The sequence below is a fragment of the Mycobacterium sp. IS-1742 genome, assembly GCF_001500125.1.
Classification (GTDB): Bacteria; Actinomycetota; Actinomycetes; order Mycobacteriales; family Mycobacteriaceae; genus Mycobacterium.
Genome location: NZ_LQIV01000007.1, coordinates 76,635 through 103,464 on the forward strand (window position 1 = coordinate 76,635; position 26,830 = coordinate 103,464).

General features: G+C 68.1%; 24 protein-coding genes. 9 read left to right on the forward strand and 15 right to left on the reverse strand.

Features of this window, described 5'->3' with window-relative positions:
• Nucleotide 1: 1 nt before the first annotated feature.
• Nucleotides 2–1,117, reverse strand: coding sequence for an adenylate/guanylate cyclase domain-containing protein (locus AU196_RS06175; protein WP_059094265.1), 1,116 nt, complete (start codon nt 1,115–1,117; stop codon nt 2–4).
• Between the two features lie 44 nt (nt 1,118–1,161).
• On the opposite strand from AU196_RS06175, the gene AU196_RS06180 reads away from it, so the two are divergent.
• From AU196_RS06180 to AU196_RS06190, 3 genes are all read left to right on the forward strand, one after another.
• Nucleotides 1,162–1,656, forward strand: a complete 495-nt coding sequence (locus AU196_RS06180) for a DNA-deoxyinosine glycosylase (RefSeq protein WP_059094216.1) — start codon at nt 1,162–1,164, stop codon at nt 1,654–1,656.
• A 128-nt stretch (nt 1,657–1,784) separates the two neighbouring features.
• Complete coding sequence (locus AU196_RS06185; protein WP_059094217.1) at nt 1,785–2,033, forward strand: hypothetical protein; 249 nt, start codon at nt 1,785–1,787, stop codon at nt 2,031–2,033.
• Nucleotides 2,034–2,135: 102 nt separating this feature from the next.
• On the forward strand, nt 2,136–2,567 hold the full coding sequence (locus AU196_RS06190) for an HIT family protein (protein ID WP_059094218.1): 432 nt from the start codon (nt 2,136–2,138) through the stop codon (nt 2,565–2,567).
• 2 nt (nt 2,568–2,569) lie between these two features.
• Here AU196_RS06190 and AU196_RS06195 read toward each other — a convergent pair whose 3' ends face one another.
• Complete coding sequence (locus AU196_RS06195) at nt 2,570–3,757, reverse strand: FAD binding domain-containing protein (RefSeq protein ID WP_059094219.1); 1,188 nt, start codon at nt 3,755–3,757, stop codon at nt 2,570–2,572.
• 40 nt (nt 3,758–3,797) lie between these two features.
• Between AU196_RS06195 and AU196_RS06200 the strand changes: the two genes are divergently transcribed.
• Nucleotides 3,798–4,259 (forward strand): nitroreductase family deazaflavin-dependent oxidoreductase, encoded by a 462-nt coding sequence (locus AU196_RS06200; RefSeq protein ID WP_059094220.1) that lies wholly within the window; start codon nt 3,798–3,800, stop codon nt 4,257–4,259.
• On the opposite strand, the gene AU196_RS06205 is transcribed toward AU196_RS06200, so the two are convergent.
• Nucleotides 4,256–5,317, reverse strand: coding sequence for an LLM class flavin-dependent oxidoreductase (locus AU196_RS06205; protein WP_059094221.1), 1,062 nt, complete (start codon nt 5,315–5,317; stop codon nt 4,256–4,258). The genes AU196_RS06200 and AU196_RS06205 overlap by 4 nt on opposite strands.
• A gap of 39 nt (nt 5,318–5,356) precedes the next feature.
• Complete coding sequence (locus AU196_RS06210; RefSeq protein WP_059094222.1) at nt 5,357–6,178, reverse strand: uracil-DNA glycosylase; 822 nt, start codon at nt 6,176–6,178, stop codon at nt 5,357–5,359.
• 44 nt (nt 6,179–6,222) lie between these two features.
• Here AU196_RS06210 and tap point away from each other — a divergent pair, with 44 nt between their 5' ends.
• On the forward strand, nt 6,223–7,479 hold the full coding sequence (gene tap, locus AU196_RS06215) for a multidrug efflux MFS transporter Tap (RefSeq protein ID WP_059094223.1): 1,257 nt from the start codon (nt 6,223–6,225) through the stop codon (nt 7,477–7,479).
• Here tap and AU196_RS06220 read toward each other — a convergent pair.
• Nucleotides 7,454–8,101, reverse strand: a complete 648-nt coding sequence (locus tag AU196_RS06220) for a winged helix-turn-helix transcriptional regulator (RefSeq protein WP_059094224.1) — start codon at nt 8,099–8,101, stop codon at nt 7,454–7,456. The two genes, tap and AU196_RS06220, sit on opposite strands and share 26 nt — an antisense overlap.
• 66 nt (nt 8,102–8,167) lie before the next feature.
• Complete coding sequence (locus AU196_RS06225) at nt 8,168–10,507, reverse strand: arylsulfatase (protein ID WP_059094225.1); 2,340 nt, start codon at nt 10,505–10,507, stop codon at nt 8,168–8,170.
• Between the two features lie 117 nt (nt 10,508–10,624).
• On the opposite strand from AU196_RS06225, the gene AU196_RS06230 reads away from it, so the two are divergent.
• The 3 genes from AU196_RS06230 to AU196_RS06240 all read left to right on the forward strand — a co-directional run bounded on the left by AU196_RS06230 (nt 10,625) and on the right by AU196_RS06240 (nt 14,023).
• The gene (locus AU196_RS06230) at nt 10,625–11,992 is read left to right on the forward strand and encodes an FAD-binding oxidoreductase (protein WP_059094226.1); all 1,368 of its coding nucleotides are present in this window, start codon (nt 10,625–10,627) and stop codon (nt 11,990–11,992) included.
• Between the two features lie 274 nt (nt 11,993–12,266).
• Nucleotides 12,267–13,463: a cytochrome P450 gene (locus tag AU196_RS06235; RefSeq protein WP_059094227.1), complete on the forward strand. Its 1,197-nt coding sequence runs from the start codon at nt 12,267–12,269 to the stop codon at nt 13,461–13,463.
• Nucleotides 13,463–14,023, forward strand: coding sequence for a TetR/AcrR family transcriptional regulator (locus AU196_RS06240; RefSeq protein WP_059094228.1), 561 nt, complete (start codon nt 13,463–13,465; stop codon nt 14,021–14,023). The genes AU196_RS06235 and AU196_RS06240 overlap by 1 nt, the downstream gene beginning before the upstream one ends.
• Here the strand turns inward: AU196_RS06240 and AU196_RS06245 are convergent.
• The 3 genes from AU196_RS06245 to AU196_RS06255 are packed head-to-tail and all read right to left on the reverse strand — an operon-like array spanning nt 13,995 to nt 17,590.
• On the reverse strand, nt 13,995–14,711 hold the full coding sequence (locus tag AU196_RS06245) for a siderophore-interacting protein (RefSeq protein ID WP_059094229.1): 717 nt from the start codon (nt 14,709–14,711) through the stop codon (nt 13,995–13,997). The genes AU196_RS06240 and AU196_RS06245 overlap by 29 nt on opposite strands.
• A gap of 39 nt (nt 14,712–14,750) precedes the next feature.
• On the reverse strand, nt 14,751–15,902 hold the full coding sequence (locus tag AU196_RS06250; protein WP_157546089.1) for an acyltransferase family protein: 1,152 nt from the start codon (nt 15,900–15,902) through the stop codon (nt 14,751–14,753).
• A gap of 14 nt (nt 15,903–15,916) precedes the next feature.
• Nucleotides 15,917–17,590 (reverse strand): DEAD/DEAH box helicase, encoded by a 1,674-nt coding sequence (locus tag AU196_RS06255; protein WP_059094231.1) that lies wholly within the window; start codon nt 17,588–17,590, stop codon nt 15,917–15,919.
• A gap of 97 nt (nt 17,591–17,687) precedes the next feature.
• Between AU196_RS06255 and AU196_RS06260 the strand changes: the two genes are divergently transcribed.
• Complete coding sequence (locus AU196_RS06260; RefSeq protein WP_231737404.1) at nt 17,688–18,242, forward strand: LppP/LprE family lipoprotein; 555 nt, start codon at nt 17,688–17,690, stop codon at nt 18,240–18,242.
• Between the two features lie 50 nt (nt 18,243–18,292).
• Here the strand turns inward: AU196_RS06260 and AU196_RS06265 are convergent, their stop codons facing one another.
• The 6 genes from AU196_RS06265 to AU196_RS06290 form a co-directional block, all read right to left on the reverse strand.
• Nucleotides 18,293–19,096 carry a phthiotriol/phenolphthiotriol dimycocerosates methyltransferase gene (locus AU196_RS06265; protein WP_059094232.1) on the reverse strand — a complete coding sequence of 268 codons (804 nt, stop codon included), beginning with the start codon at nt 19,094–19,096 and terminating at the stop codon, nt 18,293–18,295.
• A gap of 163 nt (nt 19,097–19,259) precedes the next feature.
• Nucleotides 19,260–21,533, reverse strand: a complete 2,274-nt coding sequence (locus AU196_RS06270; RefSeq protein ID WP_059094233.1) for an MMPL family transporter — start codon at nt 21,531–21,533, stop codon at nt 19,260–19,262.
• 1 nt (nt 21,534) lies between these two features.
• The gene (locus AU196_RS06275) at nt 21,535–22,629 is read right to left on the reverse strand and encodes an NAD-dependent epimerase/dehydratase family protein (protein ID WP_059094234.1); all 1,095 of its coding nucleotides are present in this window, start codon (nt 22,627–22,629) and stop codon (nt 21,535–21,537) included.
• A 75-nt stretch (nt 22,630–22,704) separates the two neighbouring features.
• On the reverse strand, nt 22,705–23,850 hold the full coding sequence (locus AU196_RS06280) for a 3-ketosteroid-9-alpha-monooxygenase, oxygenase component (RefSeq protein WP_059094235.1): 1,146 nt from the start codon (nt 23,848–23,850) through the stop codon (nt 22,705–22,707).
• A 234-nt stretch (nt 23,851–24,084) separates the two neighbouring features.
• Nucleotides 24,085–24,945: a Coq4 family protein gene (locus AU196_RS06285; RefSeq protein ID WP_059094236.1), complete on the reverse strand. Its 861-nt coding sequence runs from the start codon at nt 24,943–24,945 to the stop codon at nt 24,085–24,087.
• Nucleotides 24,946–25,089: 144 nt separating this feature from the next.
• Nucleotides 25,090–26,472: a cytochrome P450 gene (locus AU196_RS06290; protein WP_082695633.1), complete on the reverse strand. Its 1,383-nt coding sequence runs from the start codon at nt 26,470–26,472 to the stop codon at nt 25,090–25,092.
• Between the last annotated feature and the right edge of the window lie 358 nt (nt 26,473–26,830).

Genomic DNA, 26,830 nt, shown 5'->3' on the forward strand with positions numbered 1-26,830 from the left:
GTCAGGGGCGGCGGGCGCGGAACATCTTGGTCTCGCCCTTGATGCCCTTGAGGTGACGCGCGCCGGCGAACGACCACGAGAACCGCTCGTCGTCACCGATGGCATCGCGGACCGACTCGGCGACCAGCACCGTCCCCGGCCGGGCGGCGCCGGTGACCCGGCTGGCGAGGTTGACCGGGCTGCCGAACCAGTCCCCCGCCCGGCTGACCGCCTGCCCGGCGGCCAGCCCGACCCGCAGCCGCGGGAACTGCGCGTCACTGGTCGCGGCGTCGAGCAGGGCCAGCGCCGCCTCGAGCAGCGCCGCGGGATCGGTGCTCACGAGCATCACCGCGTCGCCGATCGTCTTGACGAACCGCACCGGGGCCACGGCGAGTTCACGCGCCAGGTCGCCGAGCCGGCGCGCGAGCTGCTCGAGCTGCTCGGGCGGCACCGCCTCGCCGAGGCGGGTGAAACCCACCAGATCGGCGAACATGATGGACACCTCGCGGGCGCCGGGCAGCGGCAGACCCTCCGCCCGCTCGGTGGCCGAGACCGCCTCGGTCTCCATCGCGTGGCGCAACTGCAGCAGCAGCATCTCGTGGACCATGGGGCCGAGTTGAGGGGCGAGTTCCCGCACGAGCGCCTCGGACTTCCTGGCGATCTCGAGTTCCGACGCGCCGGGCGTCAGCACGGCGGCGAACGCCGTGTACCGCATCACCTCCGCGGCCCTGGCGAGTCCCTCGGACAACACGCGAACCACCTGGACGACCTGGTCGGGATCGAGTCCGAACTCGATGAACCGCTGCGCGTGGGCGGCGGTCTCCGCGTCGGCGCGCAGATGCACCGCCGCGTCCGGGTCGTCCTCCCGGGACAGGCCCATGGCCCGCTGCACCCGCTGCAGCAGGTCAAGGTCGATGCCGAACTTCTCGCTGATGTCGCGGGCGGACACGTAGACCCCGTCGTCACCGACGTGCCGTCGCGAGGCCAGCAGCATCGGCGAGATGGCCTCGCGCACCTCGGCCGTGCCGAAACCCCGGTCGAACAACCACTCGATGAGCTCGGCGCGCTCAGCGCGCGCCGCCCCGGTCAGTCCGTCGAGGAGGTCCTCGATGCCGTCGATGTCGCGCGCTTCAGTCACGCCCCAACGTACACCCAGCGGCGCGTTGGGCATCATGGTCGGTGATGTCCGACCTGGTGCAGGGGTTCGAACCGATCGTCGGCGGGGCCCCCGAGGTGCTCGTGCTCGGCAATGCGCCCAGTGTGCTGGCACTGGCCAGACACCAGTACTACGGCAACCCGCGGAATGCGTTCTGGCGCATCATGGGTGCGCTCTACGGATTCGACGCCGACGATCCGTACCCCTGCCGCACCGGCGCGCTCACCGTGCACGGCGTCGCCGTGTGGGACGTGCTGCACTCGTGCCGCCGCGCAGGCAGTCTCGATTCCGCGGTGCAGCCGGCGAGCATGGTGGTCAACGACTTCCCGACGTTCTTCGGCGAGCACCCGACGATTCGCCGGGTGCTGTTCAACGGCGCCGCCGCGGAGAAGAACTTCCGGCGGCTGGCCTCCGGCGGGGTCGGCCTCGAATACTCCCGGCTGCCGTCGACGAGCCCGGCGCAGACCATGCGCTACGAACTCAAGCTGGCGGCCTGGCGCGAGGCGCTGAGGATGGCCTGAACCGAACACTTCCTGCCAACCGTCGGTCAATCACTGCCAACGGGATGGATGGCCCTGACCTGCAGGTTGTTGCAGTCAGACCGGCCAGGAAATCCCTCCAGACCGAACGGACACGAAGAGGTACCGAGATGAACAAGTTCGGATTCGCCACCATCATCGCCGGCGGACTGGCCACCGGATTCCTGGCCTTCGCCGCCCCCGCCCAGGCCGCCCCCTCCGGACCGGGCAACGCCGCCGACACCATCAGCTCCCTCGACGACCGCGGCTACCAGGTCCGCGTCACCCAGCAGGGCATGAACAAGCCGCTCGACCAGTCCAGCATCGTCTCGGTCCGCTACGACAACGACGACCGCGTCGTCCACGTCACCACCCGCTGACCCCGACAGCTCCCCGCCGAGACTGCTGGGAGATCACCGAATCCGCCGAAACGGTGATCTCCCAGCAGTCTCGGCGTTGTCGGCGCGGGCTACGGTGGCGGGATGTCCTGTGTGTTCTGCGACATCGTCGCCGGCGAAGCGCCCGCCATCCGCGTCTACGAGGACGACGACTATCTGGGAATCCTCGACATCCGGCCGTTCGCCCGCGGCCACACCCTGGTGATCCCCAAGCGCCACAGCGTGGACCTCACCGACACCCCGCCCGACACCGTGGCGGGCATGGCCCGCCTCGGACAGCGCATCGCCCAGGCGGCGCGGCGCTCAGGGCTGCATGCCGACGGCAACAACGTCGTCATCAACGACGGGAAAGCGGCGTTCCAGACGGTGTTCCACATCCACCTGCACGTGCTGCCCCGCCGCGGCGGCGACAAGCTCGCGTTCGCCAAGAACATGGTGCTGCGCCGGGATCCGGACCGCGAGGAGTCGGGCCGGCTGCTGCGCGAGGCGCTCGCCCAGCTCGACTCCACCCCGTAGCGTCACCACGCCGGCCCGCGCAGGCCGAACCGGTTCTGCGGATCGGCCGGCTCCCAGCTGCAGTCAACCTGCGAGCGCATGCCCATCGCCCTGGCCCGGGACAGCAGGCGCCTGCCCAGCTCGAGCTGCTGCGGTTCCCACTTCGCCAGCGCCTCGGCCACACTGCCGCACGCGCGCAGCGCATCGTGCAGCGCCCAGGCGTCCGCGGCGGCCTTGGCGGTGCCCGCCGCGGCGTGGGGCCGCGCGGTGGTCGCGGCGTCGCCGAGTAACGCCACCCGCCCCGTGGCCATGCGGTCCACGCCGACGTCGAAGACCGCCTGCAGGAAGGGCCGTTCGGTGCGCAGCACCACCTCCGCGACCGAGGGCGCCAGCAATTGCGTTGCCGCTGAGCGCATGTCGTCGACGAAGCGGTCCTGGACAGCCCCTGGATGCACCGACACCGCAGCCACGTCACCGAAGCGGTCGGTCATGAGTTCGGCGAGTTCGCCCGTCGCCACATTGCGGTACCACACGAAGTTCATCAGCCGCCGCCCCACCGCGAGGCCGCCGTCCGGGGACGGGATCGGATAGGCGACGAGATGGGTGTGCGGCGCGAAGCTGTAGGTGATCGCGTCGTGGAGCCGCTCGAAGGTGTCGGCCGAGAGTCTGCTCTCGGGCAGCGTCCCACGCCATCCGACGTAGCCGGCGTACTCCAGGTCGGCCGTCGGGGTGAAGCGCCGGCGGCCGGCCGAGGTGACGCCGTCGGCGAACACCACGAGATCCGCGCGTTCACACCGGCCCGAGGCGAAAGACACCTCGGCCCCGTCGATGTCCTCGTCGAAGCCCGTCGCGGTTTCACCGAGGTGGTAGCGGTCGCCGCCGAAGTCGGCCAACAGCGCGCGGTGAAACGTGCCCCAGGACGTGAAGGTCCAGGCCAGCGGTTCGGTGTGGACGACGGCATCGTGCCGGTCGAGGTACTGCACGTGGTGGGTCGACGTGCTGACCTGTCCGGGATCCCGGCGGCTGCACTCGGTGAACCAGCGCAGGGTCTCCGGATGCAGGACGATGCCGCCACCGCGACCGTCGAGCTGCTCGGGTGTGCGCTCGAAGACAGACACCTCGAAACCCAGCCGCCGCAACAACAATGCGGTGGTCAAGCCGCCGATCGAACCCCCGACCACCACCGCCCGCGCCCCGCCCCAGTCGTGCATCCCGACACCCTATGGCCGCGACGGCTGACACACTGGTGCAATGAGCAACCTCTCCCCCATCGAACAGGTCGGCGCACGGTTGCTGAAGGTGCACGACCTCATCTACAAGAAGTCGGGCGGCCGCATCGGCCACCGCATCCCCGGCGTTCCGCCGAGCCTGCTGCTCCACACCGTCGGGGCCAAGACCGGCCAGGCCCGCAGCACGACGCTCACCTACGCCCGCGACGGCGGCGACTACCTGATCGTCGCCTCGCTGGGCGGCGCCCCGCGGTCACCGGGCTGGTACCACAACCTCAAGGCCCACCCCGACGTCGAGATCAACCTCGGCACAAGGCGGTTGGCCGTGACGGCGCGGCCGGTCCTGCCCGACGACCCGGACTACGCGCGGCTGTGGCGCATCGTCAACGACAACAACTCCCACCGCTACGACGCCTACCAGAAGCGCACGACGCGCCCGATCCCGATCGTCGTGCTCACCCCCACGAGCCCCACACCGTCCTAGAACAGTTCCTTGGCGAGCAGTTCCAGCGTGGTGTCGCGGGCCGGCGCCGTGGCGGGATCGGTGCCGCGGCGCGCCGACGCGACCGGGTTGACCATCACCTCGTCGACGTCGAACTCGGCGGCCAGCGCCCGGACCTGCTCGGCCGCCTCGGCCGGTGAGCCCACCACGGCGCGCTGCAGCCCGTGCTGGACGACGGCCTGGGCCTGCGGGCTGAGCTCCTTGGCCTGCGCGTCCTCCACGAGGTCGAGCGCGGTGAGCGGCTGCCCCGTGCGCAGCTGAGCCATCATGTGCAGGTTCGGCAGCATCAGCGCCATCGCCTCGTCGTGGGTGTCGGCGACGACGGCGTTGACCGTGAGGAACGTGACCGGTTCGGCGGCGACGTCGCTGGGGCGGAATTCGGCGCGATAGGTCGCCAGCGCCTCCGCGGTGCCCTGACCGGAGAAGTGGTGGGCGAATACGTACGGCAACCCCTTCGTCGCGGCCAGGTGTGCGGAGTACATCGAGGAGCCGAGCAGCCACAGCCGCGGTTCGGTGGTCGCCGCGGGCGTCGCCCTGAGGATGTAGTTCTCCCGCATCAGGTTGCGCGGCAACGACACTCGCACCCCGTGGCGGCTCATCAGCGCCGCGACGTCGTCGAGGTAGTCGGGGAACCGTTCGATGTCTTCCCGATCGTCGCAGCCGTCGCGTCCTTTGAATCCGCGCAGCGCCATCGACGTCACCGGGTCGGATCCGGGCGCCCGGCCGATTCCGAGGTCGATGCGGCCCGGATGGGCGGCCTCGAGCAGCGCGAACTGCTCGGCGACCGCCAGCGGTGCGTGGTTGGGCAACATCACGCCGCCCGAACCGAACCGCACCTGGGACGTCTGCGCAGCCAGGTGGGCGATCACGACCGGTGGGCTGGTGGCCGCCACCGCGGGCATGTTGTGGTGCTCGGCGATCCAGTAGCGGGTGTAGCCCAGCCGGTCGGCGGTCTGTGCGAGCCGGGTGGTCGCCGCCAGCGCATCCGAGGTGGTCTGGTCGGAGCGCACGGGTATGAGGTCCAGGACAGAAAGACGCATGGCAACGTCAACGCATTCCGGCCCGGCTACGTTCCCGCCCTACCGTCCTGCCAGCTCACACGCCCGGGCGAAGACGGCGTCCATCATGGCCGGGGTCAGCTTGCCGGTGAACGTGTTCTGCTGGCTGGGGTGGTAGCAGCCGACCAGGGTCACGCCGTCGATCCCGGCCTCGGCGAGGTGGCCGAACGTCGGCGCAGGCACCGGCACGGCGACGCCGCCGCGCCGCAGCATCTGCAGCGCCGCCTTCCACGCGAAGCCGCCCAGCGCGATCACCACCCGCACGTCACCGCGGACCAGACGCCACTCCGCGTCGAGCCACGGTGCGCACGTCGCCCGCTCGGCCGGTGTCGGCGCGTTACCCGGCGGCGCGCACCGGACCGCGGCTGCCATACGAACGTCGTTGAGCGCCAACCCGTCTGCGGCGTCGACGCACAACGCCTGATTGGCCAGGCCGGCACGGTGCAGAGCGGCGAACAGGAAATCACCGGAACGGTCGCCGGTGAAGATCCGGCCCGTGCGGTTGGCGCCGTGGGCGGCCGGGGCCAGCCCGACGACCATGATGCGCGGATGGGCGTCACCCCAGCCAGGTGCGGGTCTGCCCCAGTAGGGCTGATCGGCGAACGACTTGCGTTTGACCGCTGCGGTCTCCTCCCGCCACTCGACCAGGCGCGGGCACGCGCGGCACACCGAGACCAGCGCGTCCAGCTCGCCCAGCGACCCCGCGGCGTCGGCCAGCGACTCCACTGCCGCGGCGGACGCGGCCACCGCCGTCGCGGAGGTGGCCGGGTCGCCCGGCCACCCCGTACCCGGCGGCACGGGCGAGGGGAACGGGACACCGGTGCGCGGGTGAGGTGATTGCACGTCTCCACTGTGCCGCCCGCTGCTAGATTCGGGCGCGATAACCCATGATCACCAGCAAGCGCGGGCCGCTGTACCTCATCTACTTCTCGGCGTTGACCGCGGGAGCGGGTAACGGCATCTCGCTGGTCGCGTTCCCGTGGCTGGTGTTGCAGCGCAACGGCTCAGCGGTCGACGCGTCGATCGTCGCGATGGCGGGGACCCTGCCGCTGCTGGTCGCCACCCTGATCGCCGGCGCCGCCGTCGACTATCTGGGCCGGCGGCGGGTGTCGATGATCGCTGATGGTTTGTCCGCGCTGTCGGTGGCCGCGGTCCCCGTCCTCGCGTGGACGTTCGGGGTTCAGGTCGTCAACGTGGCGGTGCTCGCCGCGCTCGCGGCGCTCGGCGCGTTCTTCGACCCGGCCGGGATGACCGCCCGCGAGACGATGCTGCCCGAGGCCGCCCATCGGGCCGGGTGGACACTCGACCACGCCAACAGCGTGTACGAGGCCGTCTTCAACCTCGCCTACATCGTCGGGCCCGGGATCGGCGGTCTGTTGATCGCGACGATGGGCGGCGTGAACACGATGTGGGTCACGGCCGGGGCCTTCGTGCTGTCGATCCTGGCGATCGCGGCGCTGAGCCTGGAGGGTGCGGGACGCCCCGAGCGTGACCAGCTGCCCGAGCGGGTGTGGGCCGGCATCGTCGAAGGGCTCGGATTCGTCTGGCGCACACCGGTGTTGCGCACCCTGGCGGTGGTCGACCTGATCGCCACCGGGCTCTACATGCCGATGGAGAGTGTGCTGTTCCCGAAGTACTTCACCGACCGCGACGAGCCGGCGCAGCTGGGCTGGGTGCTGATGGCGCTGTCGGTCGGCGGGCTGGTGGGCGCGCTCGGCTATGCGGCGTTGTCGCGATACGCCAACCGCCGCACGGTGATGCTGGCCGCCGTGCTCACCCTCGGTGTCGCGATGACGGTCATCGCGTTCCTTCCCCCGCTGCCGGTGATCCTGGTGCTGTCGGCGATCGTCGGGCTGGTCTACGGGCCCATCGCGCCGATCTACAACTACGTCATGCAGACGCAGGCCCCCGCTCACCTGCGTGGCCGGGTGGTCGGGGTGATGGGATCGCTGGCTTACGCCGCCGGACCACTCGGCCTGGTGGTGGCCGGTCCCCTGGCCGACGGCGCGGGATTGTCGGCGACGTTCTTCGCGCTCGCGCTTCCGATGCTCGCCCTCGGTGTGGCGGCCGTCTTCCTGCCCGCACTGCGAGAACTCGACCGGGAGCCGGCCCGACCCCTCAGAGACGAACCCGGGGTGGGGTGAAAACCTCGGCGAGTTGTCGCACCGCATCGGGGGCCCCCGCCACGTGCAGTCTGCCCGCGGCGACGAGCTCGTCGACCCGCGCCGGATCGGTGGCGGCGGCCAGCACGTCGACCTCACCGGTCAGCATGACGTCGGGGGTGACGTCGTCGCCGAGCACCTCGACCCGCCGGTCACCGATCAACAGCGTCGCACCGCCCTGCGGCGTCGCCAGCCGCAGCACCAGATCGGGTCCGGTGCGGTCGTCACGCACGTAGGCGCGCACCGCGCGCGCGAGCCACTCGGGGCGAACCAGATCCGTGGGGGTGCGCGTGAACAGCAGATGCCTGCCCCACCGCGCGAACGCGTTGATGACGTCTTCGAGCGCGCGGCCGTCGTCGGTGAGGTCGTAGACGTTGCCCGACGCAGGTTTCGGCAGTTCACGTTTGACCACCAGCCCGTTGCGCTCGAGGTCGCGCAGCCGCCCGGCCAGCATGTCGGTGGCGATCGGCGCGAGCCCGCTCAACAGATCCCCGTAACGCCGCGGCCGGTCGAGCAGCTCGCGCACGATCAACAGCGTCCACCGGTCACCGACCAGGTCGAGGCTCTTGGCCAGCGCGCAGTGTTGGCCGTAGGAACGGGGCATGCGTCGAAAGTAGTGCAGCCCAGCCTCCCCTACGTGCGGACTTCAGGTTTCCAAGTGCCATGCTCGTCAGGTGTAGGCGACGTGCATCCGCTCGATGCGGCCCTCGAAGGGGAACGGCGCACGCTCACGGTAATCCATCGACACTGGCGAACCGAGACACGTGCCGACGTCGAGGCAGTCGTTGGCCGTGAACAGCAGCGGTGCGCTGACCGGAACCCGCCCGGCGGCCACCGTGTCGCCCCCGACGGTCATGGTGATGTCCAGCGGTCCGGCCGGATGTTGCTCGGCATACTGGGTGATCACCCGTACGGCGGCAGGACCGGGCGAGAGCCTGTGCGCCGAACGAATCTTAGTCCGCTGCAGGATGAAGAGGTTGTATTCGTAGCAGAGGTGACCGTCGTCCAGGTAACACGTCAGCCCGCCGGCGGCCGCGCCGAGTGCATACAGCACACCGTTGGCGTCGGCGGGGAGGTCCAGGTCGATCGTGACGACGTTGTTCTTGTTGCCCAGCGCCGGCGCGCAGAACTCGGGCATCCGCACCATGTCCCCGGAGAACTCCCACTCCCGGAAGGGCGGGGCAATCCGCAACTCCGGATGATAGACCGGCACCCACAACCCGCCGCCGACCGGCAGCACCGCGTTGCGCGCCGCTTCGATGGCGAACATCTCCCGCATCTGCATCAGCTTCTCGGGTTGCTGCTGCGCCAGATCGCTTGCCTGCGACCAATCCTCGTCGAGGTGGTAGAGCTCCCACACGTCGTTGTCCGGCGTCCAGGTGGCGATGCCTTCGGGCTGGCCGGCCACCCACGGCAACCGCGGGCCGCGCGCGCACGCCATCCACCCGTCGTGGTAGATGGCGCGGCTGCCCATGATCTCGAAGTACTGGGTCTTCTTGCCGCCGGGTGCGGCGCGATCGGTCAGCGTGCGGGCGAAACTCGCTCCGGCCAGCGGGATCTGCGGTTCTCCGTACACCACACGCGGCGGTTCGACACCGACGACGTCGTAGATGGTGGGCACCACGTCGTTGCAGTGCAGGAACAGCTCGCGCGGGGTGGTGTCAGCGGGGACCTTCGCAGGCCACCGCACGACCATCGGATTGCGGGTTCCGCCCAGATGCGACGCCAGCAGTTTCATCCCCTTGTACGGCGTCGACCCCGCCCACGCCCACGCAGCGTGGTACTGGTTGTCCACCAACGGCGAGCCCAGCACGTCGAGCCCGCCCAGTTTGTCGAGGGCGTCGATGTGCTGCCGCACGGTGGTCGGAATACCGTTCTGCGCCAACAATTCTGCGATCGTTCCGTTCTGTCCCTCACCGGACGACCCGTTGTCGCCCCAGATGTAGAAGAACAGCGTGTTGTCGGCGAATCCGAGGCGGTCGAGCTCGTCGGCGATCCGGCCGACCTGCATGTCGACGTGCTCGGCGTATCCGGCGGCCACCTCCATCAGGCGGCGCTGGAACGGCTTCTCGTCCTCCGGGATCGAGTCCCAGGACGCCAGCGTCGCGTCGCGCTCGGTCAGACGGCAGTCCGACGGGATCCAGCCCTCGCCCTTGGCACGCTCGAACACCCGCTCCCGGTACGCATCCCAGCCGTCGTCGAACTTGCCCGCGTACCGGTCCGCCCAATCCTTCATGATGTGGTGCGGTCCGTGCACGGCGCCGCTGGCCCAGTACATGAAGAACGGTTTCTCGGCGTTGAAGGCCTTGTGCCTGCGCAGCCAGGTGATCGCGTCGTCGGCCAGATCCTCCGAGAGGTGGTAACCCTCCTCCGGGGTGCGCGGCGGGGTCACCACGGTCGTGTTGCGCACCAGATGCGGTTCGTAGTGCGAGGCCTCACCAGCGAGGAAACCGTAGAAGTACTCGAAACCAAGTCCCGTCGGCCAGCTCTCGAACGGCCCCGCCGCGGTGGTCTCCTCGGCGGGAGTGTTGTGCCACTTACCGAACGCCGAAGTCGCATAGCCGTACTGTTTGAGCACTTCGGCAACCGTGGCACTGCTGCGGGGGATCTTGCCCGAGTAGCCGTCCCAGTCGTTGGCCAGTTCGGCGATCTGTCCGTTGCCGATCTCGTGGTGGTTTCGCCCGGTGAGCAACGATGCACGTGTCGGCGAGCACATCGCGGTGGTGTGGAAGCGGTTGTAGCACACGCCTTCTGCGCGGATCCGGTCAAGGGTCGCAGTGGTCACCTCGCCGCCGAACGTGGACGGTAGTCCGGGTCCCGCATCGTCGATGAGCACGATCACGATATTGGGACTGTCGGGGTGCAGCCTCTTGGGCACGGTGCGCGGTGCGTAGGTCGACTCGGCGAGCGTGCGCCCCGCGATGCTGGCCGACGGCGTCGGCGCGAACGGCAGCACCCCGCCGCCGGGCAGCAGCGGCGCCACGACGGCGCCTGTCGAATTGTCAGCCATGGCCGCCTCCTTGTCGAGCGCAGTATGAGGAATCATGCGCGGTGGAGGGGGCGCCGTCCCCGGGTTCAGCGGATTGTCATCGTCCGTTCAGCCCGCCCGGCGGCATAGCATCGAGGCATGGTCGCTGACCCCCTGGCCCAGCTCATCGCCGAACTACCCGACGGCGTCGTGGTCACCGACCCCGACATCGTCGCCTCCTACCGGCAGGACCGCGCGGCCGATCCGAGCGCGGGCACCGCGTTGGCCGTCGTACGCCCGACCCGCACCGACGAAGTGCAGACCGTGATGCGCTGGGCGTCGGCGCACCGGGTCGCGGTGGTCCCGCGCGGGATGGGCACCGGGCTGTCGGGCGGCGCGACGGCGCTCGACGGCGCGATCGTGCTGTCGACGGAGAAGATGCGCGACATCACCGTCGACCCGGTGACCAGAACCGCGGTCGCCCAACCCGGGCTGCTCAACGCCGAGGTCAAGAAGGCGGTCGCCGAAGACGGCCTGTGGTATCCGCCGGACCCGTCGTCGTACGAGATCTGCAGCATCGGCGGCAACGTCGCGACCAACGCGGGCGGCCTGTGCTGCGTGAAGTACGGGGTCACTACGGACTACGTGCTCGGCCTGCAGGTGGTGCTCGCCGACGGTACCGCGGTGCGCCTCGGCGGGCCGCGGCTCAAGGACGTGGCGGGCCTGTCGCTGACCAAGCTGTTCGTCGGCAGCGAGGGAACACTCGGGGTCATCACGGAGGTGACGCTGCGTCTGCTGCCACCCCAGCCGCCGCCGTGCACCGTCGTCGCGACGTTCGACTCCGTCGAGGCGGCGGCGGACGCCGTGGTCACCATCACCGGCGCGATCCGGCCGTCGATGCTCGAGTTCATGGACGCCGTCGCGATCAACGCGGTCGAGGACAAGCTTCGTATGGGCCTGGACCGCAACGCCGCCGCGATGATGGTCGCCGCCTCCGACGACCGGGGCGCCGCCGCCGCCGCGGACGCCGAGTTCATGGCGAAGGTGTTCACCGAAGCCGGTGCGACCGAGGTCTTCTCGACCTCGGATCCCGATGAGGGCGAGGCGTTCGTGGCCGCCCGGCGGTTCGCGATCCCGGCCGTCGAGGCCAAGGGCGCACTGCTGCTCGAGGACGTCGGCGTGCCGGTGCCCCGGCTCGCCGACCTGTGCGCCGGCATCGAGAAGATCGCCGCCGACCGTGACGTGATGATCTCGGTGATCGCCCACGCCGGTGACGGCAACACCCATCCGCTGATCGTGTTCGACCCGGCCGATGCGGCGATGGCCGAGCGTGCCGAGAAGGCGTTCGGCGAGATCATGGACCTCGCGGTCGGACTGGGCGGCACGATCACCGGGGAACACGGTGTCGGGCGGTTGAAGCGGCCGTGGCTGGCCGGTCAGATCGGTCCGGAGGCCATGGAACTCAACCGCCGCATCAAACAGGCCCTCGACCCCGACGCGATCCTCAACCCGGGCGCAGCCTTCTGACGTGCGGTTTGTGCACGCATTGTTCGCGAGGCGGACGTCACGCATGCCCTCACTCGCAATTTCGCTGCGGGATTTCAGTCTCGCGAACGTTGCGGCGGCCTGACGGGGTCACCAGACGGAAGCTACGCAGGACCCCACTCGACTTCTGCGTAGTTCCAGTCTCAAGGTGACCGACGGACATCTCACGACGTGAGCGCAGTGACCTACGCATGGTTTCGCGCGATGAGAGCCCGTTTCGTGCACAAGTCGCCGGGCTGGATGGTATCCATGAGACATGACGGCGAATGTGTCTCATGCGGCCCGCTTTGAATTGGCGACGGCCGAGACCTGGGCCAACCCGTGGCCGATGTACGCCGCCCTGCGCGAGCACGACCCCGTGCACCACGTCGTGCCGCCCGCGTCGCCCGACCTCGACTACTACGTGCTGTCCCGGCACGCCGACGTGTGGCGCGCCGCGCGGGACCATGAGACGTTCTCGTCCGCGCAGGGCCTCACCGTCAACTACGGCGAACTCGAGATGATCGGGCTCGCCGACAACCCGCCGTTCGTGATGCAGGACCCCCCGACCCACACCGACTTCCGCAAGCTGGTGTCGCGCGGTTTCACGCCGCGACAGGTGGAGGCCGTGGAACCCGCGGTCCGCGCGTTCGTCATCGAGCGCATCGAACGGTTGCACGCCGACGGCGGTGGCGACATCGTCCGGGAGTTGTTCAAACCGCTGCCGTCGATGGTGGTCGCGCACTACCTCGGCGTCCCCGAGGCGGACCGGGCCCAATTCGACGGGTGGACCGAGGCGATCGTCGCCGCCAACACCGGACCCGGCGGGGTGACCGGCGCGGGCGACGCGATCGGCGCGATGATGGGCTACTTCGCCGACCTGATCGAACGCCGCCGCCGCGAACCCGGTGACGACACGATCAGCCACCTGGTGGCCGCGGGGGTCGACGTGCTGCCGGTGCTGGCGTTCACGTTCACGATGGTCACCGGCGGTAACGACACCACCACCGGAATGCTGGGCGGCACAGTGCAACTGCTGCATCAGCGTCCCGACCAGCGGAGCATGCTCGCCGCCGAACCCGAGCTCGTCGCCGACGCGGTCGACGAATTCCTGCGGCTGACCTCACCGGTGCAGGGGCTGGCACGCACCGCGACCCGCGACGTCACCATCGGCGACACGACCATCCCCGCGGGCCGCAAGGTGCTGCTCCTCTACGGGTCGGCCAACCGCGACGAGCGTGAATTCGGCTCCCACGCAGGCGAACTCGACGTGACCCGGCGCCCGCGCAACATCCTGACGTTCAGCCACGGCGCGCACTTCTGCCTCGGCGCCGCGGCGGCCAGGATGCAGTCGCGGATCGCCCTGACCGAATTGCTCGCCCGGTGTCCCGACTTCAGCGTCGACGAGTCCGGGATCGTCTGGGCCGGGGGCGGTTACGTTCGGCGCCCGCTGTCGGTCCCGTTCACACTCTGATGCAGGCAGACCGCATCCTCGACGCCGCGGAGCGGCTGTTCACCGAACGCGACGCGGCCACCGTCGGCATGAACGACATCGCGAAGGCGGCCGGGTGTTCGCGCGCGACGCTGTACCGCTACTTCGACAGCCGCGACACCCTGCACACGGCCTACGTCCACCGCGAGGCGCAACGGCTCTACCACACGCTCACCGAGCGGCTCGGCGGGTTGACCGACCCGGTCGACCGGCTGATCGAGGGTACGGCGCTCACCCTGCGCAGTGTGCGGGGAAACCCCGCGCTCGCCTCGTGGTTCGCGCCGGCGGCGCGCCCGATCGGCGGCGAGTGGGCCGAACGGTCCGACGTCGTCGCGGCCATGGCCGAGGCGTTCGTGCGGTCGCTGGGCCACACCGACCCCGAGGACGTGGAGCGACGCGCCCGCTGGCTGGTGCGGGTGCTCACGTCGCTGCTGCTGTTCCCCGGCCGCGACGAGGACGAGGAACGCGCGGCGCTCGAGGAATTCGTGGCGCCGGTGCTGCTCGCCCCGGCCGTCAGACCTGCCAGTACGCCTGGGCCTTGATGGACTTCTTCGGGATCCTGTAGTCCTCGCGAAGGACCTTCGACACCGCGCGGGTGGTGCGGTTGTCGCACGCCACCCACCCGAAGTGATCGGCGGCGTCGAACGCCGCCGCGGCGACCGTCTCGATCAGCGCCTCACCGGCGTTCTTGCGGTCCACCCAGGTGACGTCGGACGCGCGGGCCACCGGCAGTTGCTTGTCCTCCTCGTGCCCTGCTTCGAGGAACACCCGCGCCGGGGCGTCGCCGATGGCGGCCAGCAGCGAGTTGATGGCGGGCAGCGACGCGGTGTCACCGACGATCACGTACCCGGCCGGACGCGGCTCCGGCAGCGCGAAGTTGCTGCCGAGGACGGTGATCTCGAGGGTGTCACCGGGTTGCGCGTCGCGCGCCCACTGCGATGCCACGCCGTCGTGCAGGGCGAACTCGATGTCCACGGTGTCGGCGGCCGGATCCGGGTCGACCAGGGTGTAGCCGCGCTGGTGCTGTTTGTCGCCGTCGGCGAACCACACCCGCACCCACTGCGTCGGGTGGGGCGGGTTGTCGGCGAGCATGCCGCCCGCGGTGAAGCTGAGCCGCAGGTAGTACGGGCCGATCTCACGCCTCCCGGTGACCGTGAACGTGTAATCGCCGGCCCGCATCAGCTTGAGCACTGCGCCGCTGAATCCGCGCGACGGCTTCCTGTCGGCCATGCGTCCCACCCTTCGTCGTCGAACTTAGGGCAGCTTAACCTAAACCCGAGCGGGCGGGCGCACCCTCGTGAACCGGTGCAGCACCCACGCCAACGGGATCGTCGTCGCCATCGTGCCGACGAACAACCAGAGCATCGACCCCGTGTAGATCGGGTAGCGCAGGATCTCCACCATCACCAGCTCCATGGTGATCAGGTGGATGAGGAAGATCTCGTAGGAGATCTCGCCGAGGAACACCATCGGCCTGCTCGCCAGGAACCGCTCGTACCACCCGCGGTCACCCAGGGCCAGCGGCGCCACCGTCAGCGTCGCGATCACGGCGTAGAACCCGGTCTTGACCAGCGCCTCGCTCAACCCGGCAGGCGAGGTGGTCGGTTCACCGGCGATCGGCGTGGACGCGATCAGGTAGCAGACCACCGCCAGCGGAACGGCCGCCATCGCGTAGACGCGCACGCCCATCGCCTGCAGCGCCGCCAGCAGCATCCCGCCGACGAACCACACCAGGTACGTCGGCAGCCAGAGCCGGGCGCCGTCGGGCAGCCAGTCCACGCTGTGCACGATCCACAGCCACAGCGGCGACACCGCGGCGAACACCGCGAGCCCCGCCAACAGCAGTCCCGGGTGCCACGCCCGCCGGCACAGCAGCACCAGCAGCACGTACGCCATCGCCGGCAGCACCACGTAGAAGGCCGCCTCGACGGCGAGGCTCCACATCTGCGTCAGACCCTGGTGCAGGAACGAGTAGAGGTAGTCGTCGGTGTAGATCTGCGTCAGGGTGAGGTTGCGGAACAACCCCTCCCAGGTGTGTCCGGGGTTCGGCCCCGCGGTGCGGAAGTGGTAGACGAGATAGGCCGCCACCACGGTCACCGCATACGCGGGCATGATGCGGCGCACCCGGTGCCAGGCGTAGCGGCGCACCGAGGGCGGCGGGCCGCCGCGGGCCGCCGCCTGCACCCACGGGCGGAACAACAGGAAACCCGACAGCACGAAGAAGATCGGCACGCCGATCTCCATGCGCGAATAGACCAGACCCTCGAACCCCTGCGGATACCTGCCGGTCGTGTAGGCGGCGTGCGTCAACACCACCAGCAGGGCGGCGACCGCGCGGACACCCGTCAGTGAGGCGACCCGTTCAGCGGTCGACACGGACTCCAGTCCGCCCTGAGCGGCGCCGGTATCGGAGTCCTGCACGCCCCGGGGAACGCTCACTTGCCCTTGTGGCGCGCCTTCGGCCCGCGATCGGGTTCGAGATTGATCAGCATGCCCTGGATGCGGGTGCGTTCGAGCTTCTTGAGGGTGTCCTTCGGCAGCTTGGCCGGCAGCTCGACCAGCGAATACTCCGGCTTGATCGAGATGTGGCCGAAGTCGCTCCGGTTCAGGCCGCCCTCGTTGGCGATCGCGCCCACGATGGCTCCGGGCATCACCTTGTGCCGTTTGCCCACGGCGATGCGGTAGGTGGCGAGGTCGTCCCGCGTCCGCTCGCGTGACTTCCTGGGTCCGCCGTCCTCGCGCGCGGGCCGTTCCCGTCGCTTCTCCGGCGGCGGCTCGGTCATCAGGAACGCCTCGCCGTTGCGGGACTGCACGGCCAGCGCGGCGGCGATGTCGGCCAACGGCACGTTGTTGTCCCGCTCGTAGTCCTCGATGAGGCGGCGGAACAGGTCGATGCCCGGGGCGTTGAGCGCCTCGCTGATCGAGTCGCGGAACTTCTCCACCCGCTGGGCGTTGACGTCGTCGACCGACGGGAGCGCGATCTCGACGAGCTTCTGCCGGGTGACCCGTTCGATCGAGTTGAGCAGGTGCCGCTCGCGGGGCGTGACGAACAGCAGCGCGGTCCCCGACCGGCCGGCCCGGCCGGTGCGCCCGATGCGGTGCACGTAGGACTCCGGATCGTGCGGGATGTCGTAGTTCACCACGTGCGAGATCCGCTCCACGTCGAGCCCGCGCGCCGCCACGTCGGTCGCGACCAGGATGTCGATCGACCCGTCCTTGAGTTGCGCGATCGTGCGTTCACGCACGGCCTGCGGGATGTCGCCGTTGATGGCCGCCGCCGCGAATCCGCGCGCCCGCAGCTTCTCGGCGACCTCCTCGGTGGCCTGCTTGGTGCGGACGAACACGATCATCGCGTCGCCCTGCTCGACCTCGAGCAGCCGGGTCAGCGCGTCCATCTTGCGCGGGTAGGACACCTGCAGGTAGCGCTGCGTGATGTTCTCGGCGGTCTGCGTCTTCGCCTTGACCGTGACCTCGACGGGGTCGTGCAGGTACTTGGCGGTGATCTTCTTGATGGCCGGCGGCATGGTCGCGGAGAACAGCGCGACCTGCTTGTACTCGGGGGTGTCGGCGAGGATCCGCTCCACGTCCTCGGCGAAGCCCATCTGCAGCATCTCGTCGGCCTCGTCGAGCACCATGTAGTCCAGGTGCGACAGGTCCAGGCTGCCCTTGTCGAGATGGTCGATCACCCGGCCCGGCGTGCCGACGACCACCTGCGCGCCGCGCTTGAGGCCGGCGAGCTGCGGGCCATACGAGGAACCGCCGTAGACCGGCAGCACGTTGACGTTCAGGTGCGCGCCGTAGCGGCCGAAGGCCTCGGCGACCTGCAGCGCGAGCTCGCGCGTCGGGGCGAGGACCAGCGCCTGGGTGTGACGGCTGGAGGTGTCGATCTTCGACAGGATCGGGATCGCGAAGGCCGCGGTCTTGCCGGTGCCGGTCTGGGCGAGGCCGACGACGTCGGATCCGGCGAGCATCGCCGGGATGGTGGCGGCCTGGATGGCCGAGGGGCTCTCGTAGCCGACCTCGGTGACGGCCCGCAGCACCTCGGGGTGAATCTGCAGGTCGGCGAAGGTGGTCTCGGTACCGGGCGCGTCCGGTTCAGGCGACGTCATAACGAGGCAAGTCTAGTGCGCCATCGGGCCGCTTCCGCCCAGCGCGCCTGTTCCCACCTCACATCCGTTCCCGGTACGGTGCGCTGTTGTGAGACGGGTGGTCGAGATCGCGGTCGGTGCAGCCGCTCTGGCGACCCTCGTCGGCTGCGGCTCCGGCGATTCGACGGTGTCCAAGACCCCTGAGGCCACGGGGCCTTCTCCCACCGCCACCGCTCCTACCACGCCGAGCATCGCCCCGACCGTCGGGCCGCCGCCACCGGCCGCCGGGCCGTCGGATCCGTGCGCGGTGAACCTGGCCGCCCCGGAGATCGCCAAGGCCGTCTCCTCGCTGCCGCGGGATCCGCGCAGCGATCAGGCGTGGAGCCCCGAACCGGTCGCGGGCAACTACAACGCGTGCGCGCAACTCTCGGCGGTCATCGTGCGCGCGAACACCAACGCCGAGAACCCCAACACCCGAGCAGTCATGTTCCACCTCGGCAAGTTCATCCCCACCGGCGTACCCGACACCTACGGGTTCAACGGCCTCGACCCGGCCGGCACGACCGGCGACACCGTCGCGCTGCGCTACGCCGGCGAGGTGGACGGGCTGGCCAGCGTGGTCCGGTTCCGCTGGAACGGCAACGGCGTGGAGTTGATCGGCAACACCGGCTAGCTGCACCCGGCAGGGACACGAGCCGCCACCTCAGCGCAGTGCGTGGGTGGTCACGGCTTCACGAAGTCGTACATCCGATATGCGATGTCACCGTCGCGCACCGCGCGATGGAGCCCGGGTCCGGGCGCACCTGCGACGCCCTTGGTCACTCGGCGCAGCAAGCGCGGTGTGTGCCGGTTGAAGCGTTCATGCGTTGCTGCCGAACTCCACATCTGGTCGAGTCCGCGCAGAATCTCGGCGTTGACACTGCGCCCGCTCAGCAACGTCAACGGAGCCTCGGCGAGCTGTGCTTCCCACTCGTCGACATGCTTGCGGTTGCGCAGATCGGTGTACAGGAAATGACCACCTGAGACGAGCACACGCGCGACCTCACGGAGGAACCCGGGAAAGCTCGGATAACAGTGTGCGGACTCGACGTTGATCACCGCATCGAATGACTCGGCGGGAAACGGCAAGTTCTGCGCGTTGCCCTGAACGAAATCCAGACCCGGTAGCTGGTGCATGCGTCTGCAGTACGCAATCCCCCGGCCGTTCAGGTCCAGGCCCGTGTAGGAGGCCGGCCGCAGGTAACGGGTGAGATAGGAGGCCCCGCCGCCGTGACCGCATCCCACCTCGAGGACCCGTCGACCGGTGATGTCGGCTTGAGTGGCGGTGCGGTGGTAAAGCTGAATGGATGGCCGGTTCGGCTCATCGGCCGGGTCCAACGGCAGGTCGAGCGGCGGAGACTCCTGGTAGCCCGCGTTGAGGAACACCACGTCATCGGTTTCCACGCGACGTGTCTGCATCGGATAGGCGTACTTCGCCGAGTGTTTCCACATGAATGGGTTGTATGTCAGGCGAAAGACGAGGTCCATGGTGCAACTTTCAGGTGATCGAGTCGTGATACGGACAGGTGATGCGCCGCCTGACACTGGTGGCGGCGACGGCCGGTGCGCGAATCGTCTGCGCGGCAGGCGAATTCGGGCCGCAGGGGCGATGCCCCGAGTGCGGTGACCGATGCGATGCGCTGCTGCGCCGTCAGGGAGGCACGGCGCGATCACCTACTCTCGCAGTTATCTGCGACCCCGACGGACCCTGGCTTGCGGGTTCCATTCGCTGGTGTAGTCGCGCCAATGGTGCGGGTGCCCACCAGTTCCATCTGCCGAGAACCTGCATGAACACCGGCAGCAGCACCATGCGGATCAGGGTTGCGTCCAGCAGGAGCGCCAGCGTGAGTCCTACGCCGAACATCCTTATCAAGGACACCTGTCCACCGATCTGCGCGGCGAAGGGAATCGCCATCAATAGCGCCGCAGCGGTGACGACCCGGCCGCTTCGTGCCAGGCCGAGCGCCACACTCTCTTCGTTGTCGACCTTGGTGCGGCCGGATTTCAGCCAGTGCTCCCGGATCCTGGCGACCAGGAAGACCTCGTAGTCCATCGACAGCGCGAAGGCGAAGCAGAACAGGGGCAATGGCAGAAACGTGGAGAGGGTTCCGGTGGCCGTCGTTCCGAGTGCATGAAGGTGGCCGTCCTGGAAGACCCACACCAACGCACCGAACGTCGCGGTCAGCGACAGCACACTGAGCACGATGGCCTTGATCGGCACGACCACGCTTCCGCTCAGGAGGAACAAGAGCACGAACACGGCAACCGCCATGGCAGCGAGCACCCAGGGCAGCGGGGTCATCACCGACCTGACGTTGTCACGGTTGCCTTGAGCGAATCCGGTGAAGAGTGTGGCCCTTCCCGCCGGCCCTGCGACCTCGTGCAGCCGGTCCAGCTGTGTCTGCGACCTCGCAGACAGCGTCGGCGCACTACTGTTGACAGTCAGGTACGCACTGCCTTTGGCGACATCGGTGGCAGCAGATGGCGGCCCCGCCCAGGCGCCGCCGACGTATGTGCCGCCCGGCGACGACACGCTCGACACGTCGACGACCCGGGACAACTCTGTGGCGTATCGGTCCAGGTCGGCGACGGCCAGGCCGTCCGCATCGGGGATGACCACCGTGATCGCCGAGGCCTCGTCGCTGGCGTAGATCGACCGCAGCTGGTCACCAACCTGTCTCGCCGATGAGGAGGGTGGCAGCATCCGATCATCGGGGATTCCCAACGTGATACCGGCGAACGGTGCCACGAGCACCGCCAGAAGGAGCAGTACGCCAACTCCGCTCACAATCCGATGCCGCATGACGAATTTCGTCGAGCGGTAAAGGGTGTGATGCTCGATGGCGCGAGGAGGCGGAACTCGCCGATGCAGCATCCGGTGCCCGATCCGTCGAACGTCCAGCGAGTTCAGACGATCCCCGAGTACCACAATCGCGGCCGGCGCTACCGTGACCGCGGCCAACGCCGCGAACCCGACCGCCGCTATGCCGGCGTAGGCGAGCGACCTCAGCATGCTCGTCGGAAAAAGAAGCATCGCCCCGAGCGAGAGCGCGACCGTGGCGGCCGAGTAGAGCACCGTTCGGCCGGCGGTCGCCAACGTCGTGCAGATCGCCTCGCGGCGCGCGGCCCCTTCCGACAACTCGTCGCGAAAACGACTGACGATCAGCAGGGTGTAGTCGACGGCCAGCGCGAACCCCAGGCCGGCACAGAGATTGAGCGCGAACAGCGACACGTCGGTGCTGAGCGCGATCACCTTCAGTGCGGCCATCGAGCCGACGATCGCCATCATTCCCACCGCCACGGGTAACGCGGCCGCCACGAGGCCGCCGAACACCCACACCAGCACCAGAAAGCTCAGCGGGATGGCGATCGACTCCATCACCATGAGGTCGCGGGTCGTCTGTTCGCTCATCTGCGACGCGAACATCGTCACCCCACCAGCACGTACCTGCACCCCGTCTCGGTCCCCAACCACCCCCTCGGACAGCGCCTTCGCATCAGCCGATGCGGTGTCTTCGGTTCCTTCGATGCTGGCGACGATCAGTCCTGAGGTGCCATCTGTGCTGAGGAGCCTCGCGGAAGCCTCGGGCGGTGACGTCCACGGTGATACGACGCTGCTGACGCGCGGTGATCGGGTCAATCGATCGACGATGTCGGTGCCCACCTCGCGGGCGGGGGCCTCGAGTATGTCGTCGGGCGTGGGGACGGTGAGGGTGATGAGCAATTGCCACGGGCTGCGCCCGAACTTCTCGGCCAGTAGTGCGTCGGCTGTGGCCGACTCCGAGGTGGGGTCGTATCCGCCACCGGCGGTGAGGCTTTCGGTGACCGATGCCGAGTAGATGCCAAGCCCCATCATGATCAGCACGGCGGTGACGAGGATCCGTCGGGGGGCGGCAATCGCCAATCCCGCGAGGCGTTGAAGCATCTCAGTTCCCCTTCGCGACCGGCTCACCGAACTTGACCCTCATGGCCTGCCAGGGACGCGCGTACGCGCCGGGCGGATCAGATCGGTATGCGGCGTGCCGCTTCAGTAGCGCCCTGGCGATGGGGACCGTGAGCCGCAGCGGATGTCTTCGCCACCCGATGTACTCGCGCACTTCGGCGAGCATGTCCGGCCAACGGTGATGCTGAAAGGACAGCTTCCGCTGCGCTTCGCGGGTATCCATCCAGTCCAGGGTGAACCAGTCGTCAGCGCTGGACGGGTCACCGGGTCGGCCGACCGGCAGCGCTGTGGCGAAGCCGCATGCCGCCGAGACGGTGGCGCCGATTTCGCCTTGCTGCAGCCTGAGTGAGTCGTCACCTGCCACCAGCAAGGTATCGCCCGTGACATCGGCGGTCACGGCATTGGCGAATGCCGTTGCGGCGTCGCGCAGGTCAATGAGGTGCGCGCGGCCATCGGTGGGCAGTGCGCTGTCGAAGTACAGGGCGTCGGGGTCGAAGGACCCGTCGGGTGGATCGACCTTGAGCACTGCCCCGAGTCGCAGGATCACCCAATCGAGGTTGGATGACCGGACGTGCGCCTCTGCCTGCAGATTCTGCGCGCCGTAGACGTCGAACGGCGTGGTCGGGGTGTCAACGTGCAGAATTTCGCTGCAGTGGTGGGGATTACGCACGCCGTACACAGCGGCAGTGGATGCGTGCACGAACCGCAGACGATGCGGTAGGTCCGTCGCAGCCCGCACCAGGGCGGCCGTGGCATCGACGTTGATCTTCCTTGCGGCGTCGGGGTTTCGGTACATCCGGGGCGGCGTCGCACCGGCGAGGTGGATGATCGTGGTCGGCGAGGTCTCGGCGACGAGGCGCTCAGGTTCTCCAGGTCGGGTGAGGTCAGCCCAGCGGACCTCCGCACCGGACGGCAGGGTGCGGGCCACCTTCCGGTTCACCGAAGACGGACGACCAGTCGCGATGACGTGTCGGCCGTCCCTGGCCAGCTGTCTCACCGTCCGCGACCCGATCAGCCCGAAGGCACCGGTGACCAGGACCGAACCGGAACTGGGGCCGTCAGTCGATGTGTGTCGCATTGCCAACGCAGTCGGCGTGGTTCAGTGGATGATGTGTGTGCGCACCGTCGCTCAATCGACTGTGGTGCTTGCCGGTCATGTGGTCGGAGCGGAAGTGGCTGCGGCGCGGTGGGATTGCAGGATCGCTACGTTCTCCTCCACTTCGCGGGTCCACACCGATACCGAATAGTCGGTGTTGACCTCGAATTCGACGCGCGCCGTCATGTCCGGCGTGACGTCGGCGGCGTCGACGTAGAACTGCTCGTACCATCGCCGCAGTTGGTAGATGGGTCCGTCCTCGTCGCAGAGCAACGGGTTGTCGATCTTGGCTTTGTGCTGGAAGATCTCGACGTCCTGCTCGAAACCGGCCATCACGCCGTCGGCCACCATGCGGGCGAGTTTGTCCGTCGTGGCAGGGTCGAGCCCATCCGGCTTCTGCACGGAGACGGCGTTGTGCAACATGAAGGAGTCCTCGTCCACGGGGTAGTGGAACGCGATGAGAATCGCCTCGGTACGAAGCTCGCCGTAGCTGTTGTGCAGATAGGTCACCACGTAGGCAGGGCCGTAGTACGTCGATTCCGTCTTCAGAAGCGATCTGCCGAACTCAGGGCCCAACTCCGTGTCGGCGCGGCCACGGTTGGTCAGATACTGGCTTGCGGTGTGGCCTTCGAACACATTCCTGAACGACGTCGGGAATCCATCGTGCACATAGAAGAAGTGAGCGGTGTCCGCGAGGTTGTCGACGATTTCACGACTGTGCGACCGATCGATACGCCATTGCTTGACTGCCCAATCAGTCCATCGGTCACTGAACACGTCGTCGATTCGAGGGATGGCCACGTCGTCCGAGGGTGGGTTGCCCTCGTGGTCGTGCCACACGAACAAGAGACCGTTCTGTTGGCATGTGATCCACGACCGAGTCCGTGCGCGTCTGGGAGTCCTCTTGGCATACGGCACGAGCGAGCAGCGGCCGTCGCCGTTCCATCGCCAGTCGTGAAACGGACAGGCGACGGAGTCACCCTTGATACTTCCGCGGCTCAGATCGCCGCCCATGTGCCGACAGTACGCGTCGAGTACCCGCAGGACTCCCTGACTGTCCGCGAACACCACGAGTTTCGTGCCGAACGCCTCTATGGCGTGGGGCTGTCCGTCTCGGAATTGGCGTTCGGTGCCAAGGCAGTGCCAGCCACGGGCGAATCGCGTGGGAATCGCGCCGACTTCGATCTCGCGAACCTGCTGCATGTTGCACCGCCGAATTTCGTTCGTGGAATGCCGCTCGAGAGGCCACACCCAAAGCTGGGCAGCCGCACAGCGCTGGCTCAGTAAAGCATGCGGACCGGCCGATCGCAATGAAATGAAATCACCCTTCTCGCCCGGCTTTTCGACAAGACTTGAGGGTGCGCGCAGCGCCACCGGCGTGCGGTATTTGATACAGCGCACCACGGTGATTCGGGGGCAGGTGCGGCATGTCCTGCGTCAGGCGGACTCTCGGGCGAGAATCTCCTCGTAGTCCCATCGCGTCGGAGGCGGCATACGCGGAGGCGTCCACGTCGTGAACCAAATGCCATGCGGGTGTGCCGCCCTCACCGGAGCGATGCCGAGTTGCGACCTGACATCCTCGAGTGGCTCGTCGAGTAGTTCTTCCCATGGGGTGGCCGACAGCCGGTCAGCCCGACGGCCCCGTTCGACCGCTTCCCGATAGGCGCGCAGCTTGTGCCGCAGGGAAGCACCGGGCACCCACGCTGCCAAGGCGTAGCCGATCTTCCCGAACGGTCCAGCGGGTTCGGACTGGCCCGCCTGGAATCCGATGGCGAGGATCTCCCCGGGCATGTCGGCCCCATATCCGGTGACGACATGGAGGAGGTCGTGCATCACGGTGTAGCGCACGACGAAGTAGTAGAAATCTTCATGCCAGTTGCGCGACTCGGCGAGCGGCCGAATGACGGTGGCTTCGTCGAACACCCCGGCGTCGAGGCGATTTGTCGTCAGAAACGAGCGGTACGCGTGGCCGAGAGAGCCCACGGGCAGAGACGCCAGGTAGTCGTCGTCGCTGAGGAGGGCCAGAAGGTCCGGCTTGTCGCGGATCACCTGGCGGCCATAGGGATGGGCGCGCGACTGGTCGAACATCCGCGACAGCGAGGGCGTGTACATCTCCAGGAAGGTCTCGTACATCCGCGAATTGCCGAACTTCACCTTGTCGAGGAGGTACTCGTACGCACCGTGGCCGGTGAAGGTGAAACCTTCCCAGTAACGGAGGATCGTGCGCCAGGACCGCGCGGTGGGTACGACGCCATCGGGTCGCGTGTAACCGGTGAATCGTGGAGCGTTGGCGGACATGGGGTTACCTCCGGAAAGTGCGAGCATCGTTGTCCTGCAGAGTGGGTCTCTCACTGTGGTGGCGCGGTTGAGCACTCGTGTCCTGAGCAGCGTTACATCCGGCCCGATCAGGCCAGGAGCGAGGACATGGCCGGATACCGGTGCTCATCGGTTCTCCAGGCGTACAGGCAGTCCGCCGACCAGTCCGGCCGATATGCGGAGCTTGGGTTTGGGCGTCCATCCGGGGCGGGTCTCGAACCGGTAGCGCTGCAGGATGGCGGTCAAGGTCATCAGCCCGTCGATGTAAGCCATTCGCCAGCCCATACATTTACGCGGTCCGGTGTTGAACGGGATGTAGGCGTTGCGATTGATCTTGTCGGTGAGGAACCGGCTCGGCTCGTACCTCTCAGGCCGTGTCCAGAACCGCGCGTCGTGATGAAGACCGTAAGGGGACACCAGCACATGGGAGCCCTTGGGGATGAGGTATCCACCGATCTCGTCATCCTGATTGGCCGTACGAATAAGGCCTGGAGAGGCTTGAATTCGCAGGGCCTCATCGAAGCATGCCCGTAGGTACGGCAGCCGTCCCAGATGCGAGTACTCGACCGGTGCGCCGCCCAGTGCGTCGACCTCGGTGTAGGCCTCGGCGAGTGCCGTCGGATTGTCGTGCAGCAGGGCGATGGTCCAGGACACCGATTGGGCGGTGGTTTCGAAGCCGGCGAACACCAGAGACGAAACCTCCGTACGCAGCCTGCGATACCGGTGTTGCGGAGATCCCTCGAACGACATGCCCATCAATGCGTCGAGCACATCCGCCGGCGCACGCGGTCCGTCCTCCATGCGTCGAGCGATGACCCGGTCGAGTTCGGCCAGCAGCAGGCGTTGAGCCGCCTCGCCACGTCGTCGGTGCGGTCGGGGCACGAATTTCGGAAACGTCGACATCAGCGCGCGGGCGATGGTGTACGTGCCGAGGTCGCGAGCGGCGCCGACATAGCGGTCCATGGTGTCGGGGTCCAACGTGGTGCTGAACATCGAGCGCATCAGTGCATCCATGACCACTGTGCCGAGCTCGTGTTCCAGGTCGATCCACTGTCCGGTGGCGGTATATCTCTGCCAGCCGTCCATGCCGGCGGCCACCGCGGCCGCCATGGCTTCACTCAGTCGCGACAAAGCGTTTTCGGTGAAGAAGGGATTGAGCGACTGGCGCCACCGTCGCCACGCCTCGCCCTCCAGCACGGGCATCACGTCAGGCTCGCCGACGACGAGGTCACCGGTCAGGTAGTGGCGGTCGTAGCGGCCGTGGTGACGGGTCATGACATGGTCGACGTGGTCTGGATGGCTCAGCAGCGTCATCGTCCATCCCAGCAGTGGGACGGGTAGGTTCACCACGTCGCCGTGGCGACGCGCGATCGCGGGCAGGAAACCGTAGACGTCCTTGTGGTGGGACGCGGCCAGCATGGTGAGTTGAGCAAGGTTGGGACCGGGGGGACGCCCCGGCTCCGTTCGGCCTACTGGGGCCTCAGAATTTCGACCCAAGGGTGCTTTCATCGACCCGACCTCGGAAATCTCCCCACGGACGGCAGCGCCGCCCGCCTTTCGGAGAGGTTACACATGTTGCCGCAGGTGTCAAGGCCGTCGCGGCTTTGCTCACGAGACACGCTGCTGGGCAATGCGATTCGTGTCCACAGGGGCAGGTCTCGGTGAATAAGCAAGGCGCTCAGCCGAAGTGCCGGGTGACGTGACGGAGCATGCAAGCGAAATTGACAGCTTCGTAGTTTCAATGAGGAACGGAGGCGCACCAAGTTCATTGCTTGCCAGGTCAATTGGGCCACGGGTTGCCAGGGCCGGCAGCCACGCCGCGAGTACATCCGTTGCGTTTTCAAGAATCTGTAGACGGCGTGGGGCT

Excerpts from the sequence above, each read along its gene's own strand:
- AU196_RS06255 (WP_059094231.1), bottom strand. The coding sequence starts at position 17,590 with ATGACGTCGCCTGAACCGGACGCGCCCGGTACCGAGACCACCTTCGCC.
- AU196_RS06180 (WP_059094216.1), top strand. The coding sequence starts at position 1,162 with ATGTCCGACCTGGTGCAGGGGTTCGAACCGATCGTCGGCGGGGCCCCC.
- AU196_RS06225 (WP_059094225.1), bottom strand. The coding sequence starts at position 10,507 with ATGGCTGACAATTCGACAGGCGCCGTCGTGGCGCCGCTGCTGCCCGGC.
- AU196_RS06270 (WP_059094233.1), bottom strand. The coding sequence starts at position 21,533 with ATGCTTCAACGCCTCGCGGGATTGGCGATTGCCGCCCCCCGACGGATC.
- AU196_RS06265 (WP_059094232.1), bottom strand. The coding sequence starts at position 19,096 with ATGGACCTCGTCTTTCGCCTGACATACAACCCATTCATGTGGAAACAC.
- AU196_RS06240 (WP_059094228.1), top strand. The coding sequence starts at position 13,463 with ATGCAGGCAGACCGCATCCTCGACGCCGCGGAGCGGCTGTTCACCGAA.
- AU196_RS06200 (WP_059094220.1), top strand. The coding sequence starts at position 3,798 with ATGAGCAACCTCTCCCCCATCGAACAGGTCGGCGCACGGTTGCTGAAG.
- AU196_RS06280 (WP_059094235.1), bottom strand. The coding sequence starts at position 23,850 with ATGCAGCAGGTTCGCGAGATCGAAGTCGGCGCGATTCCCACGCGATTC.
- AU196_RS06290 (WP_082695633.1), bottom strand. The coding sequence starts at position 26,472 with ATGAAAGCACCCTTGGGTCGAAATTCTGAGGCCCCAGTAGGCCGAACG.
- AU196_RS06275 (WP_059094234.1), bottom strand. The coding sequence starts at position 22,629 with ATGCGACACACATCGACTGACGGCCCCAGTTCCGGTTCGGTCCTGGTC.
- AU196_RS06245 (WP_059094229.1), bottom strand. The coding sequence starts at position 14,711 with ATGGCCGACAGGAAGCCGTCGCGCGGATTCAGCGGCGCAGTGCTCAAG.
- AU196_RS06185 (WP_059094217.1), top strand. The coding sequence starts at position 1,785 with ATGAACAAGTTCGGATTCGCCACCATCATCGCCGGCGGACTGGCCACC.
- AU196_RS06205 (WP_059094221.1), bottom strand. The coding sequence starts at position 5,317 with ATGCGTCTTTCTGTCCTGGACCTCATACCCGTGCGCTCCGACCAGACC.
- AU196_RS06230 (WP_059094226.1), top strand. The coding sequence starts at position 10,625 with ATGGTCGCTGACCCCCTGGCCCAGCTCATCGCCGAACTACCCGACGGC.
- tap (WP_059094223.1), top strand. The coding sequence starts at position 6,223 with ATGATCACCAGCAAGCGCGGGCCGCTGTACCTCATCTACTTCTCGGCG.
- AU196_RS06190 (WP_059094218.1), top strand. The coding sequence starts at position 2,136 with ATGTCCTGTGTGTTCTGCGACATCGTCGCCGGCGAAGCGCCCGCCATC.
- AU196_RS06220 (WP_059094224.1), bottom strand. The coding sequence starts at position 8,101 with ATGCCCCGTTCCTACGGCCAACACTGCGCGCTGGCCAAGAGCCTCGAC.
- AU196_RS06285 (WP_059094236.1), bottom strand. The coding sequence starts at position 24,945 with ATGTCCGCCAACGCTCCACGATTCACCGGTTACACGCGACCCGATGGC.
- AU196_RS06195 (WP_059094219.1), bottom strand. The coding sequence starts at position 3,757 with ATGCACGACTGGGGCGGGGCGCGGGCGGTGGTGGTCGGGGGTTCGATC.
- AU196_RS06235 (WP_059094227.1), top strand. The coding sequence starts at position 12,267 with ATGACGGCGAATGTGTCTCATGCGGCCCGCTTTGAATTGGCGACGGCC.